This is a genomic window from Paenibacillus sp. JT22N12 (genome assembly GCF_056269365.1).
The window spans coordinates 1,168,290-1,187,378 of sequence record NZ_JBWDNU010000002.1 but is presented as its reverse complement, the minus strand read 5'-3'; the positions used below and the strand labels follow the sequence as shown (position 1 = coordinate 1,187,378).

22 protein-coding genes are annotated in these 19,089 nt (G+C 50.2%); 1 reads left to right on the top strand and 21 read right to left on the bottom strand.

Annotated features, from left to right (window positions below; genetic code table 11):
* Positions 1-9: 9 nt before the first annotated feature.
* The 7 genes from AC0YOA_RS10795 to AC0YOA_RS10765 form a co-directional block, all read right to left on the bottom strand.
* On the bottom strand, positions 10-1,380 hold the full coding sequence (locus AC0YOA_RS10795; RefSeq protein ID WP_475786535.1) for a CCA tRNA nucleotidyltransferase: 1,371 nt from the start codon (positions 1,378-1,380) through the stop codon (positions 10-12).
* 2 nt (positions 1,381-1,382) lie between these two features.
* The gene (gene bshA, locus AC0YOA_RS10790; RefSeq protein WP_475786534.1) at positions 1,383-2,543 is read right to left on the bottom strand and encodes an N-acetyl-alpha-D-glucosaminyl L-malate synthase BshA; all 1,161 of its coding nucleotides are present in this window, start codon (positions 2,541-2,543) and stop codon (positions 1,383-1,385) included.
* A gap of 85 nt (positions 2,544-2,628) precedes the next feature.
* A complete protein-coding gene (gene bshB1 / locus AC0YOA_RS10785) occupies positions 2,629-3,324 on the bottom strand; it encodes a bacillithiol biosynthesis deacetylase BshB1 (protein WP_475786533.1) in 696 nt (231 codons plus the stop codon).
* Complete coding sequence (locus AC0YOA_RS10780) at positions 3,324-3,743, bottom strand: methylglyoxal synthase (protein WP_210041363.1); 420 nt, start codon at positions 3,741-3,743, stop codon at positions 3,324-3,326. Before AC0YOA_RS10780 ends, bshB1 begins: the two co-directional genes overlap by 1 nt.
* 196 nt (positions 3,744-3,939) lie before the next feature.
* The gene (dapB, locus tag AC0YOA_RS10775; protein ID WP_475786532.1) at positions 3,940-4,743 is read right to left on the bottom strand and encodes a 4-hydroxy-tetrahydrodipicolinate reductase; all 804 of its coding nucleotides are present in this window, start codon (positions 4,741-4,743) and stop codon (positions 3,940-3,942) included.
* Positions 4,744-4,750: 7 nt separating this feature from the next.
* Entirely contained in the window at positions 4,751-5,293 is a 543-nt protein-coding gene (locus tag AC0YOA_RS10770; protein ID WP_475786531.1) for a tetratricopeptide repeat protein, read from the bottom strand.
* A 53-nt stretch (positions 5,294-5,346) separates the two neighbouring features.
* Positions 5,347-5,682, bottom strand: a complete 336-nt coding sequence (locus tag AC0YOA_RS10765) for a nucleotide pyrophosphohydrolase (protein WP_475768406.1) — start codon at positions 5,680-5,682, stop codon at positions 5,347-5,349.
* Between the two features lie 230 nt (positions 5,683-5,912).
* Between AC0YOA_RS10765 and AC0YOA_RS10760 the strand changes: the two genes are divergently transcribed.
* A complete protein-coding gene (locus AC0YOA_RS10760) occupies positions 5,913-6,779 on the top strand; it encodes a YitT family protein (protein ID WP_210041370.1) in 867 nt (288 codons plus the stop codon).
* Between the two features lie 71 nt (positions 6,780-6,850).
* Here the strand turns inward: AC0YOA_RS10760 and AC0YOA_RS10755 are convergent, their stop codons facing one another.
* The 14 genes from AC0YOA_RS10755 to trpA all read right to left on the bottom strand — a co-directional run bounded on the left by AC0YOA_RS10755 (position 6,851) and on the right by trpA (position 19,088).
* Positions 6,851-7,759 (bottom strand): sporulation protein YpjB, encoded by a 909-nt coding sequence (locus AC0YOA_RS10755; RefSeq protein ID WP_475786530.1) that lies wholly within the window; start codon positions 7,757-7,759, stop codon positions 6,851-6,853.
* Positions 7,760-7,801: 42 nt separating this feature from the next.
* Complete coding sequence (locus AC0YOA_RS10750; protein ID WP_475786651.1) at positions 7,802-8,386, bottom strand: DUF1405 domain-containing protein; 585 nt, start codon at positions 8,384-8,386, stop codon at positions 7,802-7,804.
* A gap of 139 nt (positions 8,387-8,525) precedes the next feature.
* The gene (locus AC0YOA_RS10745; protein ID WP_475786529.1) at positions 8,526-9,407 is read right to left on the bottom strand and encodes a c-type cytochrome; all 882 of its coding nucleotides are present in this window, start codon (positions 9,405-9,407) and stop codon (positions 8,526-8,528) included.
* Positions 9,408-9,429: 22 nt separating this feature from the next.
* Positions 9,430-10,101 carry a menaquinol-cytochrome c reductase cytochrome b subunit gene (gene qcrB / locus AC0YOA_RS10740; RefSeq protein WP_090976689.1) on the bottom strand — a complete coding sequence of 224 codons (672 nt, stop codon included), beginning with the start codon at positions 10,099-10,101 and terminating at the stop codon, positions 9,430-9,432.
* 16 nt (positions 10,102-10,117) lie between these two features.
* Positions 10,118-10,651: a Rieske (2Fe-2S) protein gene (locus AC0YOA_RS10735; protein ID WP_210041377.1), complete on the bottom strand. Its 534-nt coding sequence runs from the start codon at positions 10,649-10,651 to the stop codon at positions 10,118-10,120.
* A 240-nt stretch (positions 10,652-10,891) separates the two neighbouring features.
* Complete coding sequence (locus AC0YOA_RS10730) at positions 10,892-11,323, bottom strand: DUF2487 family protein (RefSeq protein WP_475786528.1); 432 nt, start codon at positions 11,321-11,323, stop codon at positions 10,892-10,894.
* Positions 11,324-11,493: 170 nt separating this feature from the next.
* The gene (locus AC0YOA_RS10725; RefSeq protein ID WP_210041380.1) at positions 11,494-11,676 is read right to left on the bottom strand and encodes an IDEAL domain-containing protein; all 183 of its coding nucleotides are present in this window, start codon (positions 11,674-11,676) and stop codon (positions 11,494-11,496) included.
* Positions 11,677-11,959: 283 nt separating this feature from the next.
* A complete protein-coding gene (locus tag AC0YOA_RS10720; protein ID WP_210042257.1) occupies positions 11,960-13,168 on the bottom strand; it encodes a hypothetical protein in 1,209 nt (402 codons plus the stop codon).
* 142 nt (positions 13,169-13,310) lie between these two features.
* Complete coding sequence (locus AC0YOA_RS10715; RefSeq protein WP_475786527.1) at positions 13,311-13,907, bottom strand: histidine phosphatase family protein; 597 nt, start codon at positions 13,905-13,907, stop codon at positions 13,311-13,313.
* Positions 13,908-13,938: 31 nt separating this feature from the next.
* Entirely contained in the window at positions 13,939-14,541 is a 603-nt protein-coding gene (locus AC0YOA_RS10710) for an anti-sigma factor family protein (RefSeq protein WP_210041384.1), read from the bottom strand.
* Positions 14,541-15,134 (bottom strand): RNA polymerase sigma factor, encoded by a 594-nt coding sequence (locus AC0YOA_RS10705; protein WP_210041386.1) that lies wholly within the window; start codon positions 15,132-15,134, stop codon positions 14,541-14,543. Before AC0YOA_RS10705 ends, AC0YOA_RS10710 begins: the two co-directional genes overlap by 1 nt.
* A 643-nt stretch (positions 15,135-15,777) precedes the next feature.
* Positions 15,778-16,869, bottom strand: coding sequence for a prephenate dehydrogenase (locus AC0YOA_RS10700; protein WP_475786526.1), 1,092 nt, complete (start codon positions 16,867-16,869; stop codon positions 15,778-15,780).
* A 4-nt stretch (positions 16,870-16,873) separates the two neighbouring features.
* A complete protein-coding gene (hisC, locus tag AC0YOA_RS10695) occupies positions 16,874-17,971 on the bottom strand; it encodes a histidinol-phosphate transaminase (RefSeq protein WP_475786525.1) in 1,098 nt (365 codons plus the stop codon).
* A gap of 307 nt (positions 17,972-18,278) precedes the next feature.
* Positions 18,279-19,088, bottom strand: coding sequence for a tryptophan synthase subunit alpha (gene trpA / locus AC0YOA_RS10690; RefSeq protein ID WP_475786650.1), 810 nt, complete (start codon positions 19,086-19,088; stop codon positions 18,279-18,281).
* Position 19,089 lies beyond the last annotated feature (1 nt).

Sequence of the window (19,089 nt, the reverse complement as noted above, 5' to 3'; positions counted from 1 at the left end):
GGCGTTTGATCAGCCTTCCGGTGAATTAAACCTGTATAGTCGCTCCGCATATTGCAGCAGCTGTTCCTTTTCGTTGGCCACTTCTGCGAAAGCCGCAGCCTGGAGAAGCCTGTTTAACAGCAGTCCCAGCCAGGGCCCGGCAGGCTTCCGGAGCCGCTGAAGAACTTCCGAACCGTCCACAGCAAGCTCAGACAGCACAGCTGCCGGCATAGCAGAGAGTTCATGGGCCAAATGAACAAGCAGAGCTTCATTTTGGGCTGTCAACGTCCTGCCGGAATGATCAGCTGTATCAGAATTCCGCTTCTCAGAGCCATCAATTCCTCCTGCTATGAGCATAGGAAGCATTCCTGAAATCCGCAGCCATGCGCTGCATGCAGGCTTGCCCTGCTGCAGAATCAACAGCTTCCACTTGCGGTCCAGCTCGTCCCGCTTTATGTCCTCCCGCAGCAGGCAGGCTTCAATTGCTTCAATCATCGAAGCCTGAACAGCAATAACGGACGACAAATGCGCCGTTCGTTTGACAGAGAATCGGAAGGCCTGGAACAACTGCAGCGCGTCCTGCCTGGACAAAGCCATTGATATGCAAACAGCTGCCCAGCGGTCATCAAGGTCTACGATTTGTGGAAGATCAGCGAAGATTTCTCCGGGCGTTCTAGTCCATCGTCGATCCTTCATAGCAGCAGGCAAAGGAGCTTTTGTATAATCCATCAGGCCGCTTGATATCAGCCAAGCCCCTGCCCTGTCCGGATGCGCACCGCCAACCATTTTGTCGCATTCTGCGCCAATCCGCTCCATTGCAATATGGACCAGCAATCCACGGTGCCTTTTCATTGCCCGCCAGGTTCCCAAAGCAATCCGCAGCTTGAATTCTGCAGCAAATCTTACCGCACGAATCATTCGCAGCGCATCCTCCTGAAATCTTGTATCGGGATCGCCGACACAGCGCAGAACACCGCGTCTGATATCTTCCATGCCGTTCATAGGATCCACAAGTTCTCCATTTGAACGCAAAGCCATGGCATTGATTGTAAAATCACGCCTCTGCAAATCCGCTTCCAGCTCGCTGACGAACTGCACGGAGGCAGGTCTGCGAAAGCCCTCATAATCCGATTCTGTCCGGAAGGTTGTCACTTCATACAACTCATCGTTCAGGATCACGGAGACCGTTCCATGTTGAAGCCCGGTAGGGATCGTCCTGCCAAACAGCTCCATAACCTGATCCGGCGTTGCTGCCGTGGCGATGTCAACATCCTTCAAGGGACGCCCAAGCAACGAGTCGCGTACGCAGCCGCCGACAAATACAGCTTCAAATCCATGGGATTCCAAGGTTTGCAGAACAGGGAGCGCAGCAGTAAGGGACTCGTTCCATATGCTCCTCACAATTAATCGCACACCGGAACCGGAATTTCGGCTTCAATGCCAAGCACCCGGTAATAGATCCGCTCATATTCCGCCGTGATCAGATCATTGCAGAATTGGGTGCGCGCTCTATGGAGGCATGCTTCGCGGAACTGCTGGTACATGGTTTCATCCTGCAGCAGCATAATGGCATGGTGCGCCATATCTTCCGTATCCCCGATCGGGGAGAGAAAACCGGTTTCTCCGTGTGTAACAAGCTCAGGTATTCCCCCTGCAAATGAACCGATCGTTGGCACACCGCACGCCATGGCTTCAAGCGCGACAAGACCGAAGCTTTCTTTCTCCGAAGGCAGCAGCATAATATCGGCAATGGAAATCACATGCGCCACATCATCCTGCTTGCCAAGAAAATGGACCTTGTTCTCGAGCCCAAGACTACGGATTTTATGCTGGACCTTGGGCAGATCCGGTCCTTCTCCCACCAGCAGCAGACGGCTGGGTACATGCTCCGATACCTTTGCAAATATATCCACCACATCACTAACCCTTTTCACCGGCCGGAAATTGGATATATGCATGAGAATTTTTTCGTTCTTGCCGACAAAATCACTGCGCAGCGAAGAACATTCCCGAGGGTAATACACCCGTTTGTCGACAAAATTATAGGTCAGATCAATCGGTTTATTTATATCCAGCAGATCACGGGTCTCCTGAATAAGATCATTGGAGACCGCAGTGACGGCATCGCTTTTATTAATAGCCAGGCGGATCAAATCCTTCAGCGATTCATCCTGTGCAAGCACGGTAATATCGGTGCCGTGAAGCGTTGTAACGGTCTTTAGACCTTCTCCCACCATTTCTTTGGCCAAATAAGCGCAAATGGCATGGGGAACGGCATAATGGACATGGAGCAGATCCAGATTTTGCATTTTGGCTACTTGAGCCATTTTGCTGGCCAGGGACAAATCATAAGGCGGATAACGGAAAACATAATAATCGTTGACTTCAACCTCATGATAAAAAATATTTTTCTGAAAATGGCCAAGCCGGAATGGGACACTATGCGTAATGAAATGAATTTCATGTCCTCTTTCAGCAAGCAATTTGCCAAGCTCCGTTGCCACAACCCCGGATCCGCCCAATGTCGGATAACAGGTAATTCCGATTTTCAAACGTCTTTCCACCTTTGACACCCCCGCTGTACGCTGATGTTTGAATCTATGTAACCATATGACCTTGAATAAGAAACGGCTGCAGTACTTCTTCGGATTAAAATAAGGTGACCCGATGTGGGGTCTTGATTGCAAAGCCCTCGGCGTAAGCATAGCCGCGTGTCTGGCCGAGCAGCAAGTCCCGCGCCTCCACCCGCTGTGTATAGCGGTCCGTGAGCGGTGTGCTCACCCGGTCTTCTCCCTCTCCGGGAGGGGCGAATTGGGAACGGTAGCAGCGAAGCGCCTGCTGCTTCTGCTCCTGAAACTCGCTGATATCCACAATCAATGAAACTTCACTGCTGTCATTAATATAATAAAAGTACAATTGCTCCACCTGAACGGGCGGCAGCTCCGGAAGGTAATTGCGAAGCTTCGCATTGAATACCGCCGCCTCCACCAACCTGCTGCAGTCCGTATGGTCGGGATGACGATCCACCCAATAAGGGGCAAATACAATTCGCGGCCGCAACCGGCGGATTTCTGTCACAACCGCTTCCAGCTGATCCTGTGAGCCGGTTATCCCCCGGTCGGGAATTCCCAGACACGAGCGGGAGGATAGACCAAGCACCGCGGATGCCTCGGTAGCTTCCTGCCGCCTTGTTTCCACGGTGCCATTAGAGGACATTTCCGCCTGGGTCAGGTCGCAGATGGCGACCTTGATGCCCGCATGCGCGTGCTTGGCAAGCGTTCCGCCCATCCCGATCTCCACATCGTCCGGATGCGCGCCAAAGGCCAGAATATCTACGGTTTCCATTATATAGGGTCTCCCGGTTTATATTTGTGAACCAATTCGCGCCATCCGAATTCACCCCGCTCTAGCGAGTGAACCAGCAATTCTCCTGTCGCGATATTGGTCGCCACGGGAATTCCTTGAACGTCGCATAAGCGAAGCAGGGCGATAATATCGGGCTCATGCGGCTGAGCCATGAGAGGATCGCGCAGAAAAATAATCAAATCCATCTCATTTTGCGCGACCATCGCCCCAATTTGCTGGTCTCCGCCGAGCGGACCGGACATAAAACGATGAATCGATAATCCCGTCTGCTCCATAATGCGTGTTCCGGTTGTACCGGTGGAGTAAAGTGTATGGTCTTTAAATACATACTCATAGGCAATGACGAAATTGACCATTTCTTCTTTTTTTCTATCGTGTGCGATAAACGCGATATTCATCCTGAACGTTCTCCTCTCGCGATTCAAGAAGAAACGGCTCTCGCCTATTGTGCAGGACCGTGGACAAGCAATATATCCTACCAACGGTTCTGCGCCAGCTTTGGCGGCGGTGGGCGATGCAAGTTTCTTCCCTCTGTAATATCAGAATTTGTACAGGCACAGCCTAAGCTTTCTGATATTCCAAAGAAGGTTGTTGTTAATCCATAATGTGCTCAAATCCATATATAAGTCCCGTATAGGTCATGACTTTCTTAACCGCAACACTCACGCCCGGCATATAACCGGCTCTGTCATAGGAATCATGACGAATTTTGAGCGTTTGGCCAAACCCTCCAAAAATAACCTCTTGCTGTGCAAATACGCCTGGCAGGCGTACGCTATGTATGCGGAACCCGTTGTAGTAGCCGCCGCGCGAGCTCTCAATGGTTTCTTTCTCCTGAGGGTTGCCCTGGCGCAGCTCCTCGCGCACCTCGGATATCAGCTCCGCTGTTTTGACCGCCGTTCCTGAAGGAGCGTCGAGCTTTTGGTCCCCATGGTATTCAATAATTTCGACATGAGGCAGATATTTGGACGCCTGCGCGGCAAATTTCATCATCAGTATGGCGCCAATCGAAAAATTCGGGGCAATGAGTCCCCCTATCCCCCGGCTTTGGCATTGCCCATCCAGCTCTTCAATTTGTTCCGGCGTGAAGCCCGTCGTCCCAATGATCGGCCGTACGCCGTACTCGATAGCAGTGCGCGTATTATGATAAGCCACATGCGGCACCGTGAAATCAACCAGCACATCGGCAGCGGATTCTCTCAATGCCGTATCCAGATCCGCCGAGACCACTACCCCGCAAGGCCCAAGTCCCACGAGGGTTCCGGCATCGACCGGACCTGCGGACGGTGCGACGGCAGCGACCAACGCAAGCTGCTCATCCTCAAGCACCATTTTTACAACTTCCCTGCCCATACGGCCGCTTGCGCCTGTTACGGCTACTTTGATTAACTGCGTCATAGCTGCATCACCTGTTCCTTTTTCGTTTTCTTCGCTGTTCTCGAGTCAGTGCCTGCCGGTTCCGCTTTATATTTGCAAACAGCCGCTTGGCGGCTGAATGCTCGGGATCAAGACGCAGCGCCACGCGCGCATATATGAGAGCTTCATCATAACGATTGAGTGACACATATGCGGCTCCCAGCAGCAGGAGCGCCTCCATATTAAGCGGATCGAGGCGCGAGGCCTCCAGCAGCATATTCAGGGCATATTCGGTGTCCTGAGGAGTATGCGCAAGCAATTCCTCTGCGTCGCTCACAAGCTGCTTGGCCTGGACCGTGCGCAGATGGAAGCGATATTCTTCCAGTTCCGGCGCAAGCTTGACGGCTTCCTCGGCATATTGCAGCGCTTTGGGCCATTTGCCGCTTCGTGCGCAGGTTATCGAGCATCTGTAGTATGCCGCCGCATTGGTTGGCTCCAGAGCAATCGCCTCTTCGAAGCGAGCGATCGCAAGCTCAAAGTCACCGCCGAGGATGGCTTCATATGCTTTTTTAATACTTTCAGCTCCGTCCATCCGCCCATCCTCCTGTACATAGAGTGATGGTACAGCATATGTCCGGAATCTGTTTACGGTTCGACGTTTTTTCGTGTCCACCTGTCAGCATCGCGCGTATTAAACTTGTTCAGCACACGGTCATGCGCCTCCGCAAGGTCGATGCCAAGCGAGTTTGCAAAGCATATGACTATAAATAAAACGTCGCCAAGCTCCATCTCAATGGAGTTGTCGGCTTCATCCGCTTTTTTCGGTTTCTCCCCAAAGCGATGATTAACCTCGCGGGCAAGCTCCCCTACTTCCTCGCTCATTCGGGCCAGCATCGAGAGTGGACTGAAATAACCTTCCTTGAATTGCGAAATGTATCTGTCAACCTCGCGCTGCATTTCGGCAAGTGATTTCTCCGTCATCGCTATCTTTCCTTTCGCCCCTCATGGTTCACTCCATATGTTATCGCAAAGCGGGATTGAAAACAACGTTTTTGATTGTTCCCAAATTAGCCATACTAGCAAGTACAGGCTCGATGACCGCCATTCTAACACAACTTTGGATTGAAGCTGCGGACCCCCTTCTCTTTGCGGAGAGTATACGATATGGTTAGTGAAGCAAGCATGATTACATATGAAAGGAGCTTTAGTCGATGACCCTCCGTACGTCAACGCTGCTGCGGACGCTGCCGGTTATTATGCTGGGCACCGCCATTTATGCCTTTGGACTTCACTATTTTATCCTTCCCAACGAATTGATGGAGGGCGGAGTTACCGGGATAGCGATACTGCTTCATTATGCCTTCAACTGGCCCTTGTCGGTCTCAACCCTGGTTTTGAACATTCCTTTATTTGCAGCAGGCTGGCGCTTCCTTGGACGGTCGCAGCTGGGTTATTCCCTGTTCGGGACCCTCTCGCTGACATTTTTTCTCGCTTTGCTCGAGAAGCTGATCGCCATCGGCTGGATCGTCCCCTTCCGCACTTCAAACGACTATATTCTTGCAGCGCTCTACGCTGGAGTAACATTGGGACTTGGTCTCGGGCTTGTATTCCGGTTCGGCGCCACAACCGGCGGGGCCGATATCATTGCCCGGATTGCATCCAAGCACAGGGGCTGGAGCATGGGACAAATCATCTTATTTCTTGATGCGGCCATTATCGGCTCCTCCCTGTTGTATATCTCGAAGGAGAAGGTACTGTATACCCTGGTTGCTGTCTTTATCGGTTCCCGGGTGATTGATTTCATACAGGAAGGGGCTTATGCAGCCAAAGCTTTCTCTATTTTCACGGAGGATGGTGAACATCTGGCCAGACTGATTACGCAGGAAATGGATCGGGGAGTGACGCTTTTTCCGGCAAGAGGAGCATTTTCCGGGAATCAGAAGGAAGTTGTCTACTGCGTAGTTGCCCGCCATGAGATAAGACAGCTGAAAACGCTCATACACAGTCTGGACCCGCTGGCATTTATCGTTGTAACGGATGTGCATGATGTACTCGGAGAAGGATTTCAGCAGAAATGAAGCAAACAGGGCTGTCACGGGCACCTTATCTTAGAAGGTGTCCGTGACAGCCCTGCTGCCGGATGGTTTGGTCAGCGCCGCTTTTTAGCTGGAATGGCGGTACCGTGTTTTTGTTCAAAAGCATATCTGCGCCATCCGGCAAATGCCAGAATTCCCATCACAATTGCAGAAATATAGAGCACTGCCAGCTGCTCGCTAACCGGAGCTCTTCCCACATCGTCAGGCATAAGCGGAAGATGCTGGTTTATGGCTGCTTCCTCTTCATCGATGCCAAATAATGAGCTTGCCGCTTCTTCAAGCGAAGCAAGCGCTGTCGAAACAGCAGGAGTGCTTCCGCTTCCCTGCCGGCTGGCTTCGAGCATATGCCGGATGTAATCCAAACTGCTCTGCAGATGCGTATTCAATAATTCAGGCCGCTGCATCAGCGCAGCCATTTCGATACTATCTATATGCCGGCTGTAGGTTTCAAGCTGCTGCAGTGCTGCCAATGCATGATCGTTGCCTTGCGACTTCCAGGCGAGATGAACCCGGCGCAGGTCATCCTGCAGCACATCCTCATACTGCAGCCAAAGCGGAGCTTTTGGATTAATCAGCGCATCAACAGCAAGCTTCATTCTCGCAGCCTCATTTATCCATTCCGGGCTGGTCCGGTTATATGTCAGGTCTTCCATGACCTTGTTCACACTTTGATCCCATGATTTCCAACCAGTCTGACTGCCCAGCTGACGAATCTCCGAAGATTTTGCGGCCTGCCGGATCCTGCTCAACAGCGTATAGGAAAGCTGCCGGTTGCCATTATTCGCAGCCGTGTAGAACGCCTCCGAGAGCATCTCCAGAGATTCCAGCGAGGCGGGAAGACTTCCGGCAAGTCCAGTCATAGCTTGTACATGCTGGACTTGGTTTGGCCCTTTATCGCTGCATCCAACAACCATGAGCATCGCCGCGATGCCGACTATTAACCCTGACAACGATAATTTCACGCTCATCCCCTCCAATATTACTTTATGGAGGGCTGTCCCATTTTAGACCTTGCGAAATTTGAGCGTCAGGTTCGTCACCAGCAAAGTCAGGATCGATAATCCGATTGTGAAATTGCGAATCGCATCCAGATCATCTTCGAGCACGTTCGGCAGCCAAGGGAAGATATCACTGCTGTAATCCAGAATATCGTTCAATAGCATCCACATGAGCGCAATCACAGCGGCAGTTCGTCCGAAAATCATAAATCTTACGAACAATAGACCTTCGAGCGCCATCCCCAGATGAGAAACAACAAGCATATAGTCCTGCCACACGAGCGCATCACCTTGTGCGGCTCCGGCAGCAATCATCGTAACCGCCCATATTCCATATTTAAATGAAGTCAGAACCGCAAGCGCCTCGATGATGGAGCGCAGTCCGATATAAGCTGAAGAAGGACTTCCTGCTTTGGGGAAAAGCAAGAATAAGAGCGCCAACGTAAAAAACAGGCTTCCAGTCGGACTGTCCGGCACGAAAACCACCTGCCAGAGCGGATTATTCTCGATGGTATACTCGATTTGATTCCCGTACCATATATAGCCATAAACCGTTCCTGCCGCATTCACGACAAACAGCAGCCACAGCATGACCCGGTTGGTCAAAAACGATCTGCTCCAGAAAAAAGAGAGAGAAGACAAGCAAGCCACCCTTTCATTGGTGAGGTCGGATTAATTTACAAAAAAAACCTGATCGAGTCTTCCGATCAGGTTTTTCATCCAAGCTGTATTACTCAGGTTTCTTCTGCTTCGCAAGCCAGGTTGTTAATTGATCGATCTCTTCCGCACTCAAAGTGTCCTTGAAGGCAGGCATTTTTCCTCCGCCTTTACCATTGGTGACCGTATCAACCAATTCTTCTTTGGTCAGTATGTCGCCAACGCCGTGAAGCGATGGTACCTGGGAACTTTCATTACCTTTGAGATCTGCGCCATGGCAGGCAATACATTGAGCTTTCTTCGTAATTTCTACTGCCGGATCATCTGCGTCCACCAGCGGAATGCTTGCCGCTTCCTGTTCAGCCTGTCCCGGCTCCTGGCCTTTGGAGGCAGCCTCGCGGGCCTTCTCTTCACGAACGATATGCTCAGGAACCGTATTGGTCAGAGCCAGCTCATGCTGATAATGATCCCAGGATGTTTTCGTCAAATAAAAAACCGAGATCAGCGATAAAATCATCAGGATCGAAGTTATTGGACGTCTGTAGAAACGGCGTTCTTTGCCGGTATCGAGGAACGGCGCAAGCAGCAGCGCCCCGAATGCGACACCAGGTACGCCTACAGTTCCCAGTACAACATACCCTCCGGAAACGTAAGGAAGCTTCAGAAATTGATACAGGAACAGGAAGTACCAGTCCGGCATCGGAATAAACGCCGCGTTCGTCGGATCTGCCGGATAACCGAGCGGTGCCGGTTCCGCAATCGTCAGGACGAGGAAACCCACGAGTACAACAACCCCGACCATCCATTCTTTAAGCAGGAAGTTCGGAATGAAAGCTTCCGATTTCCCCGGATAGGCGGAATAGTCAGGTGGTACAGCCGGAGTCCGAACGCGCTGTCGAACACGCGAATCGCCAACGAAGACGACCTTTTCCCCAGTTTTCTTTTCATGTGCCATTCGCAAATTGCCTCCCTTCGACTTATAGTGGTCCCGAAATACCTTGCTTCCGGATCATAAAGAAGTGAGCCGCGAGAAGCGCAAGCAATGCGCCTGGTAAGAAAAAGACATGGATGGCGAAAAAGCGTGTTAACGTTTCGGCACCGACAATTTCTCCGCCCTGCATCAGTTCTTTAATATATGTACCTATGTAAGGTACCGATTCAGCGATCTGGATACCAACCTTTGTTGCAAAATACGCTTTGTTATCCCAAGGAAGCAGGTAACCTGTGAAACCGAGACCCAGCATAATGAAGAAAATAAGCATGCCGACAACCCAGTTCATTTCACGAGGCGCCTTGTATGAGCCTGTAAAAAATACCCGCAGCGTATGCAGGAACATCATAACGATAACAAGGCTCGCTCCCCAGTGATGCATCCCCCGCACAATACCGCCAAAAGCGACCTTATGCTGCAGATAGTCAACACTTTTGTATGCATTGATAATATCCGGCACGAAATACATCGTGAGGAACATACCCGACAAAATTTGGATAACCGTGATGAAAAACGTCAGTCCGCCGAAGCAATACACGAATGCGGAGAAATGATGAGCAGGGTTAACGTGCTCCGGCACCTCATGGTCGGCGACGTCCCTCCACATCGGCGTAATATCAAGACGTTCATCAATCCAGTTGTATACACCTTTTAACATCTGAGCTTACGCCTCCTTATTTGAACCGTGTATTCGGCATAACCGGGCCGAGATAGATCCATTCATTCTCAACCTTCAATTCATACTCATCAAGCGGTTTTGGCGCAACGACGAGATTCTTGCCCTCCTGTGTATAGTGGGCGCCATGGCAAGGACACACATATTGATTGTTTTTTTCCGTGTTCCAGCCGATCGTACAGCCCAGATGCTTACACACTGGCGACAAAGCAAACATTTTACCCTGTGAATCTTTTGAAATCCACGCGGTCAATTCAGGGTCACTGATATACCAGCCGTCAACCTGATGGATTTTGAATTTAAATTCCTGCGGTTCATTGGTTATTTTGGATGCTTCAACTACTTTAACGAAGGTACCGGTTTCTTTTTTCTGCAAAATCGGATCAACCGCAAACCGCACCATCGGGAGTATCATTCCTGCGCCCATGAATGCGCCTGCGCCTCCGAGCGTATACGACAGAAATTGACGCCGGGACATTCCGTTTCGTTTTACCGGACGGTGTGCGGTTTCTTGATGTTCGTGATTACTCATCTACTGTTCTACCCCCTTTGCGAGCCATATCTTGTGTTCTGCCGGAGAAGGCAAAACGTATTACGAACTAGGACATTACCTATAATAGCCTAGGTGGTTTGGAGCGTCAAGAATGAGGTGGGCAAATTGCAGATCGTACGAAAATCGTTCTTAAATTTGTTATCATTTTGTCACAATTGACCTTGTCTGGCATTTGTTTTTCCCCATCATGCCCTACCTTATGCAAGCAAACATGAAAGTTTATGAAGTTGTCTGGCCCAGCCACAAATGTCGAATCGACTCGCTTACAGCTTCTGAACTTGGCAAAGCACCCGACAAATCCAATCCGATGAACAGGTCCGCTTCCTCAGCCTTCATGAAGGCGGGTTCGGCAAAAGCAGCCGCGACAATCACATATTTAAATCCGGCCGAACGTTTTAAATTCAGACATGCGCCGGCGACTTGCCTCATGGTTTCCTTGTTCCATTCTCCATAATGGCAGGCTGGATATGTAACGGTACGGCCCTTGAACGGCTTTTCGATCAGATCAAGCACATCCCTCAGCTTCTCAAGCGCTGCCGTAGCCTGATACGGCGCCTCAGCGCCGGAAAGACCGGTTACCGGCAGGATTGCCGTATCCAGATAAGGCTGAAGCTCCGCCCATTGCTCAGGGGTAAGATCGCTGAATTTCATCGTAATTCATTCACCTTTCCTTGTTCCATTCTGTTTATAATGTCGCTTCACTTAACTTATCCTATTATCCTATCACATAATGATGGACAAACAAATGGCCCGCAACCGCTTTCGGATCTTCATCCGGCGGTGCAGGCCATATTGGCTGTATGGAGCAGTATATCGCCCACTTATACGTGCAGCAGCTTCAGTTCTTCTGTCAAACGCTGGAACGTATCCCTGTCTCCAGAGATAAGCGCCTCATCGATCGCCTGGTACAGACGGTCTTTGCGGAACTTAAGCACAACCTCGTCCAGCATCATTTCCGCAGCAAGTCCCAGCATTGCTTCATACGTCACTTTCATTTTGTCCATAGGATACACCTCCAACACCGCGCCTAAGAGATCCTATATTCATTCCTTTCGCCATGAAGGCTTCCATCGTCCGTGTCTCATACGTTGCAATCGTCTTTTTTGTCCGGTTATCGACGATTAAAGCAGGCGATTCAAGTGAAGACATATAGGTTGAACTTTTCTTCTAAACTAACCGACGAGCGAACCGGCTCTTACTTTACTATATTCAGGGCAGCCAGCGTCGCTAAGGACGTTGGCCCTTACGAGCAACGAATGTGCGTTTGCCCGTCTGTGTCAGGGTTCTTCAGTTCAAAACAATAGCGTCATTCTCGATGCTTAATCCCGCTACGATGGAACGTCCAATCGGTGTCATGCGGACAACCTGCCCGCTTGCCGGATCATCTCCGATCCTGAGCAGCCCCAGATGCATCATCATCCCAAGCAAGCGCTGTTCCAGTATCGTTTCCGGTTGATCGTAGTAGAAAGGTTTTATATACGGGGTCAGCACCGTTTGCAATGAGGCAAGCTTCACCCATTTGTGCGACAGCTGGTCAATCCAGTGTACGATAGCCCTGATGTTGGGAATAGCGCCTTTATACAGACGCAGCCAGAACACATAAAGCTTGTCCGACGGCTCGGGGATCCGCTTCAGCTGGCGCTCCTTCCCGGCAGATGTCAAAGTCAGCAGCGAATCAGCCTCGGATAACCATCCGTTATAGTAACAGTAGTCGTAAATCAGGGACAGCCGGTTCGGGTAATCTTTAATCCGCCGCCCATAACCAAAACGCCATTCGCCTCTTGCAGGAAATGCCTCCTTCACGCCAAAGCGGTCCATGATTTGCATCATACTGCGCTTATACATGACACTATCTGAAGTCAGAGGGATTTCGTTGTGGTAAACAAAATCCAGGAAATGCATGACATCTTCACCTAAAATAAGCTGCTCATCCCGGTAAGCGTGAGGTTCTTCCTCTACATAGACCGCTTGGGCAAGAAACTGTTTACCAAGCGTTTCCTTGAAACGTTCTTTCAGATCGCTGGGAACTTGAAACAAATACCGGTTGGGGCCTTCATAGCCGTTGAACAGCCATCCATACTGCTTGAATCGGGATATCGTCTCGCGCGGCCCGCTTTCCACAGCGGGTACTGGTGACTTTTTTGAACGCTTGGCAGGTTTTTTCGTTTCCTTGGCTGTGGGCTGCGGCAGAACACTGGGTGTTACAGCCGCTGGCTCTGCAGAAGTCTGACCGAACTTGCTTTGCTGCACACGTGCGATCAGTTCTTCCAGGCTGAACGAATCTCTGGAGTCAAAGAGCAGCGAGTTGATAAAACGCAAATCTTCCATTTTCATTGAGCCGATTTGAGTCTCAAACACTTCCCTGCGGTTTACCGTTGATAAAATAGACTGGATCAACTCATTCTTTGAATTACCGCTGCACTCGCATCGGTAGGTTGTCGCAATACGGCTTAATTGACCGATGTCCGCGTAACTGAGCATATCCGCCAATTTCAACTTGTCCGCCCCCATTCCCGGTTTCTCTTGCAGGTTTACTACCATTATGGGAACTTTAACGGATTTTATAACCTCGGAACATAAAAAAAAGCCGCCTGACCGTCAGGACGGTCAAGCAGCTTAGGCAGATAATGGTCGAGACTTAATGACGCTCGGCATGGATCTGTTCCAGATGTATAGCGCAATTATGGAGCAATGGTATCCACTGTTTATCCGAACGCTCCATAATGGAAAAAGACATATTTACAATGGGTTTATCCTCCAGATCACCGCACATCGCCTGCATTAATTGAGCCAGCAAACTTCCGTGTGTGACAGCAAGAATATTGCCTTTGGAGTTGCTCTCCGCTGCCTCTTCAACAAAAGAAAGTGCGCGGATGCGAAGCTCTTCATCCGTTTCCTGACCGCTGTCGCTTTTCCGCCAATCCGGGCCCCATCTTTCTATACGCTCTGATTCCGTTGTGCCCTCGATAGCGCCGTAATACCGCTCTCTCAGACGCTCGTCTGCCGGCAATAGCGGGATGCCAAGCTTCTCTGCTATAATCCGTCCTGTTTCGCGGGCACGGCTCAGATCGCTTGTTACTACCCCGTCCCAGCACATCTCTTCACCGCTAAGTCTCGCCGCAAGGGCATGAGCCTGCCTGATCCCTTCCGCATTAAGCGGCGTATCCGTTTGACCCTGGATTTTACCAAGCGCGTTCCAATCGGTTTTGCCGTGACGGATAAGTCCGAGTCGCAATCAAAGCCCTTCTTTCTTATTGGACATATGCTTAATTTCGCGTTCGCGAAAACCAATTCAGGATAAGCAGCGTCATAATCATCCCAAGCAGGGAAAAAGCAACCCAGTACTGCGGGATGGTCGGTACAACATTAAGTATTATGGGATCACTGATGCTGGCCACTGGAACATCCGCATAAAAAGCGGCGCTGATGACCGAGCTGTCGTTGGATGCGTCAGCTGTATCCAGCATCCCTGTCATTTTGGCAACATCGGCAGTAGAAGAGCCATCATAGCCAATCATAAGGTAAAATAAACCGCAAACGAATATTGCCATACAGCATGCAATGACCGCTGTCATGTTTCGGCGGAATGTCCGGGTGAATTGATAGCTGCGGGTAGGAATCGGCATCAGCCAGCTTTGCTCGCTGTAAATCCGTTCCATCACATCGCGGTTCACATGATCAATGGGGGCCATTTCGTCCTCATTGTCGGAGAAATCACGAATCAATTCTTCACTTTCCTGCCATATGCGAAAATCCTCCCTGCATGCTTCACAGGTTAGAAGATGCTCATCTACCATTATACGTTCTTTATCATTCTCGGGCAAATCCCAATAGATGCCAAGCGACTCTTGAACTTGGAGGCACTTCATCACGTTTTCATCCCCTCGTATTCCTCCAGCAATGGCGAATCGCCGAAATACGGTTCGAGCTGTACTTTAACGCTGCTGCGTGCACGAAACAATAAGGATTTGACCGAGCTTACCGTCTGTCCGAGGATACTGGCAATCTCCTGATAATCCAGTTGATCGTATTCCCGTAGAATAAGCGCGGAGCGTTGTTTCTCGGGCAGACTGTTGATCGCTTCCCTTACCATCGACATCCGCTCATTTTGCAGCAAACGATGCTCAGGCACCGTATCGAGAGCTGCTGTGGGCATAAAGCCGATTTCATCAAGCGACACATTGCCCGTCTTCTGCTTTCGCAGCTCGCTTAATACCGTATTTCTTGCAATGGTGTACAGCCATGTGGAAAAGGAAGCATCAACTTCCCTGAACGAATGCAGGCTGCGGTACGCTTTGTAAAAGGATTCCGAGCATAGATCCTCAGCCAGAAGCTCAAGCTTTGCGCTCTTGAGCATGTGATAGATGAAAGCAAGGATTTTACGTTGGTAGCGCCGCATCAGTTCCGAATAGAGCTGTACGTTACCGTCTTTGATTTCGCGTATTAACTGGGAATCGGTCATTCGCGGGCGACCCTCCTTGGCCATAGGAGTACTCCGCTTCGGTATAATATTGTACCGAAACAGGAGGAAAAAGTTGCGCGGCTAAGGCAAAATAATGAATTTTTTTATAGAAGGCAGAAACGGCTGACGTCTTTCTTGGGCAGTACGGCAAATTTCTTCGCCATGGAAATATGCAGAGTATAGACAAAAGTTTATACATTTTTATATTTTAACGAATAGAATTCGGGGAATGAGACCAAATTCCTGCTTCTTTCGACATGTTTTATCATCCCACATTTTTACAGACGATACGTTCATTGTAACATAGAGGTCCATATTGAAAGATAAATTTTTCTCAAAATTATCGGGTCGAACGGATAAACACGAGTATGTAAAAACCCCGAGCATATGTCTGCCATAAGATTAGACGGAAGAAGTACGGTTAAAGTTTCACTTTAGAAGGAAGCGGATCAGGAAAAAAATACACAGGACTTGAAACGGCTCCCTTTATAGAAGAAAGCATAAAAAAAAGGCCGCCTCTAGAGGCGGCCTCGCACATAGTGCGAAGGATTGGATAGGAGTGGAGAGAAACCATACTGTACTTTTATTATATGTATACGTTTTCATTTTGTCAATAAGCGTTTTCATAAATAACAGATTTATTTTAAAAATGGACAGGGAATCCAATTTCATCCAGTTTGGCCACGGCCTGATCCAGATCCTCCTGAGTACGAAAAGACAACCGAAGCACGCCGGGTACATCTTCCCTGCTCTCGATAATATGGATATTGCTCAAATTGATTCTGCTGTTGCCGAGCTCAGTCGCCACTTTGCCGATAATTCCCGGGTGGTCGGGCACATCGACATAGCATTCATAGATCGAATGAATCATGCCTTTGCGTCGTTCAGGCAGCTGGCTGCGAAAAATACCCGCTTCCTGAAAGGCTCGCTCTATCCCCTCGCCATCCTCTGCTTCAAGCATGTGAATGAATGTCTGAATTTCAAGATTCCAATCCTTGAGCAGCTTGAGCAGCACACCGCTGTTATTGATCAGAATATCGCGCCATACAACAGGGTCGCTGGACGCAATACGGGTAATATCGCGGAAACCGCCTGCGGCAAGCACGCTGTTCAGTGGATTTTTCTCATTATAGCCGCGCACCTGATTGACGAGCGCCACAGCAATGATATGCGGAAGATGGCTGATAGCCCCGACAATCTCATCATGCTCCTCGGGGTTCACGTGGACGATATGCGCCTTGGTCAGCTTGATCAGCCCGGTCAGCTTGTCCACATCGCTGCTCGGCGTACCCGCTGCGGGGGTCAAAACATAAAACGCATTCTCAAACAAATATGACGAGGCTGCTTCAACGCCTGAGCGCTCCGATCCTGCCATGGGATGTCCGCCTATAAAGGTGACGTCCTTGCCGAATAATCTGCTGGCCGTCAAAGCAACAGATGCCTTGGTGCTCCCGACATCCGTAATAATGCAGCCGGGCTTCAACTTCATGGCGCTAAGCTCGCGCACATATTGCTCCAGGTTTCCAACAGGTACGCACAGAAAAATAAAATCCGCACCCTCAGCAGCATCATGCATGGACGTTGTCGCATAATCGACAACGCCTCTCTCCATGTACTTGGTTGCGGATGATTCGCGTACAGAATGACCGACGACGGTGAGCCCTGGCTTGCCCTTGAAGCACAAAGCCAGCGACCCGCCCATCAGTCCGACGCCGAATATTGCAATTTTAGTCATAATATTAACCCAGCACCGCCGCTTCTTGAAGCACTTCTTCCAGAGCCCGGATAAACGATTGATTCTGTTCCTGACTGCCCACCGTTATGCGGATATAAGTCGGGTAATACGTCCAGCGGGCACGGGAGATGATCCCTCTGCGCAGCAAACCGTCAAATACCTGCTGAGATGGCAGCTTGGCATCGAACATCACAAAATTGCCTTGCGATTCGAAATAGCTCAGACCCAGGCGGTCAAATTCCTGGTACAGATAGCGCCGTCCCTCTTCATTGCGTTCCCTGCAATTGTTCAGGAAATCAAGATCGGCCAGGGAAGCGACGGCAGCAGCCTGAGCGAACCGCGTAGTATTGAAGGGCTCACGCACCTGGTTCACGTGGCGGATCAGGCCGGAATGCGCAACTCCGTAGCCGATACGAAGCGAAGCCAGGCCGTATACTTTGGAGAATGTCCGCAAAATAATAATGTTCTCATGCCCGCGCAGCAGCTCGAGGCTGTTCGGATAATCAGCATTTGTCACATATTCGAAATAAGCCTCATCCAAGGCAATAATGATATTCTTCGGCACCTGGCTTACGAAATGGGCCAGTTCGTCTTCATTGTTGATCGTTCCGGTTGGATTGTTGGGATTGCAAATCCAGATGATTTTGGTGCGGTCCGTGATCTTCGCCAGCATCGCCGGCAGATCATGCGTACCGTCCTTGAGCGGCACCTCAATCGCAGTCCCTCCCTCAATGACGGTATTATGCTTGTACTGCGGGAAGGTCTCATCTGCCATGATGGTTTCGTCTCCAGGAGACAAATATGCGCGGGCCAGCATCAGGATGACCTCATCAGAGCCGGCACCGAAAATAAGCTGATTGCGTTCTACCTGCAGATAATCGGCAACAGCGCTGGTTAATGCCGTACTGAAGCTATCGGGATAAATGGAGATGTTCGCAAGCTCATCCTGGATTGCAGCTTTCGCATGCTCCGAGCATCCGAATGGATTTTCATTGGATGCAAGCTTAATGACTTCAGTAAGTCCAAGCTCACGTTTAACCTCTTCAATCGGTTTGCCGGGTTGATACACAGGTAAATTTACGATACTTTGTTTAGGCTGCACCAATAGTCACCTCTTTGATTAATGAATTTAACATTCAAGCTTCATTGTCTCATAAGTCGCTTTCATTTTAAAGGAAAAGATAAAACAGCTCCATTTTCCAAAAATGACCTTGAAATGTCGGGAACTATTATTGCTATAGACAAGCCGGACCGTTACACCGCTTCGGATGCCTATTTATAGCTTATGAATTGAACATTAGCCAACAACCATCGAAAAAAGCTCTGCAGGAGCGGCCCGAAGGCATCGCTTGCAGAGCTTTTTCTACTTATCGGCGGCCTCATGGAAAGAGCAATCCGGCAATTCGCCTCTAACCTTTGAGGGCGCTGACGAATGCGCGGATCTGCTCCAGACCTTCGGCCTTTGTTTGCGGCTCGTGAAGCAGAGGCAGCACCTCTTCGATTTTACGGACAATAGCGCTTCCGACAATCACACCGTCCGCCTGCTTCCCAAAGCGTTCAACCTGCTCGCGGCTGGAAATCCCGAAGCCGACCGCGATAGGCACCGACGAGTTATTCCTGACCGTGGCCAGAAATTCGTCGATTCCCTGATGAAAATCGGCACGGACCCCGGTGACACCAAGAGAGGATACACAGTAGACAAATCCGCGCGCTTTGCTGGCAATCCGTGCGACGCGGTCGTGAGAGGTTGGAGCGACGAGCGGGATCAGATGTATATTCGCCTGCTCTGCCATGGAACGGACTTCCCCGTCCTCTTCGATCGGAAGATCGGGAATAATAAGACCGCTGATGCCCTTGTCCACAATAAAGCGGAAGAATGGCTCAAGGCCGAACTGGAGAATCGGATTAAAGTAGGAAAATAGAATAAATGGAATCTGAACGCCCGCCTGCCGCGCGGTTTCAGCTACCTGTACGCAGTCCGCAAGCGTGACTTTGCCATTCTTCAAGGCGCGCTCGGAAGCGCGCTGAATGACCGGTCCATCGGCCAGGGGATCGGAATACGGCACGCCAAGCTCAATCATATCCGCTCCCGCAGCCTCAAGCGATTGGATAATTTCAATCGAGGTCTCAATATCCGGATCGCCAATCGTGAGGAACGGGATCAGAGCGGTCCCGCCCTCCTTGCGAAGAGCCTCGAAGGCTCCGTCTATACGATTCAAG

Bases quoted from the DNA above. Each gene is read 5' to 3' on its own strand.
- bshB1 (WP_475786533.1), bottom strand. From the start codon at position 3,324: ATGGAAACCGTAGATATTCTGGCCTTTGGCGCGCATCCGGACGATGTG.
- AC0YOA_RS10780 (WP_210041363.1), bottom strand. From the start codon at position 3,743: ATGAATATCGCGTTTATCGCACACGATAGAAAAAAAGAAGAAATGGTC.
- dapB (WP_475786532.1), bottom strand. From the start codon at position 4,743: ATGACGCAGTTAATCAAAGTAGCCGTAACAGGCGCAAGCGGCCGTATG.
- AC0YOA_RS10770 (WP_475786531.1), bottom strand. From the start codon at position 5,293: ATGGACGGAGCTGAAAGTATTAAAAAAGCATATGAAGCCATCCTCGGC.
- AC0YOA_RS10765 (WP_475768406.1), bottom strand. From the start codon at position 5,682: ATGACGGAGAAATCACTTGCCGAAATGCAGCGCGAGGTTGACAGATAC.
- AC0YOA_RS10760 (WP_210041370.1), top strand. From the start codon at position 5,913: ATGACCCTCCGTACGTCAACGCTGCTGCGGACGCTGCCGGTTATTATG.
- AC0YOA_RS10750 (WP_475786651.1), bottom strand. From the start codon at position 8,386: ATGCTGTGGCTGCTGTTTGTCGTGAATGCGGCAGGAACGGTTTATGGC.
- AC0YOA_RS10745 (WP_475786529.1), bottom strand. From the start codon at position 9,407: ATGGCACATGAAAAGAAAACTGGGGAAAAGGTCGTCTTCGTTGGCGAT.
- qcrB (WP_090976689.1), bottom strand. From the start codon at position 10,101: ATGTTAAAAGGTGTATACAACTGGATTGATGAACGTCTTGATATTACG.
- AC0YOA_RS10735 (WP_210041377.1), bottom strand. From the start codon at position 10,651: ATGAGTAATCACGAACATCAAGAAACCGCACACCGTCCGGTAAAACGA.
- AC0YOA_RS10730 (WP_475786528.1), bottom strand. From the start codon at position 11,323: ATGAAATTCAGCGATCTTACCCCTGAGCAATGGGCGGAGCTTCAGCCT.
- AC0YOA_RS10725 (WP_210041380.1), bottom strand. From the start codon at position 11,676: ATGGACAAAATGAAAGTGACGTATGAAGCAATGCTGGGACTTGCTGCG.
- AC0YOA_RS10710 (WP_210041384.1), bottom strand. From the start codon at position 14,541: ATGAAGTGCCTCCAAGTTCAAGAGTCGCTTGGCATCTATTGGGATTTG.
- AC0YOA_RS10705 (WP_210041386.1), bottom strand. From the start codon at position 15,134: ATGACCGATTCCCAGTTAATACGCGAAATCAAAGACGGTAACGTACAG.
- AC0YOA_RS10700 (WP_475786526.1), bottom strand. From the start codon at position 16,869: ATGACTAAAATTGCAATATTCGGCGTCGGACTGATGGGCGGGTCGCTG.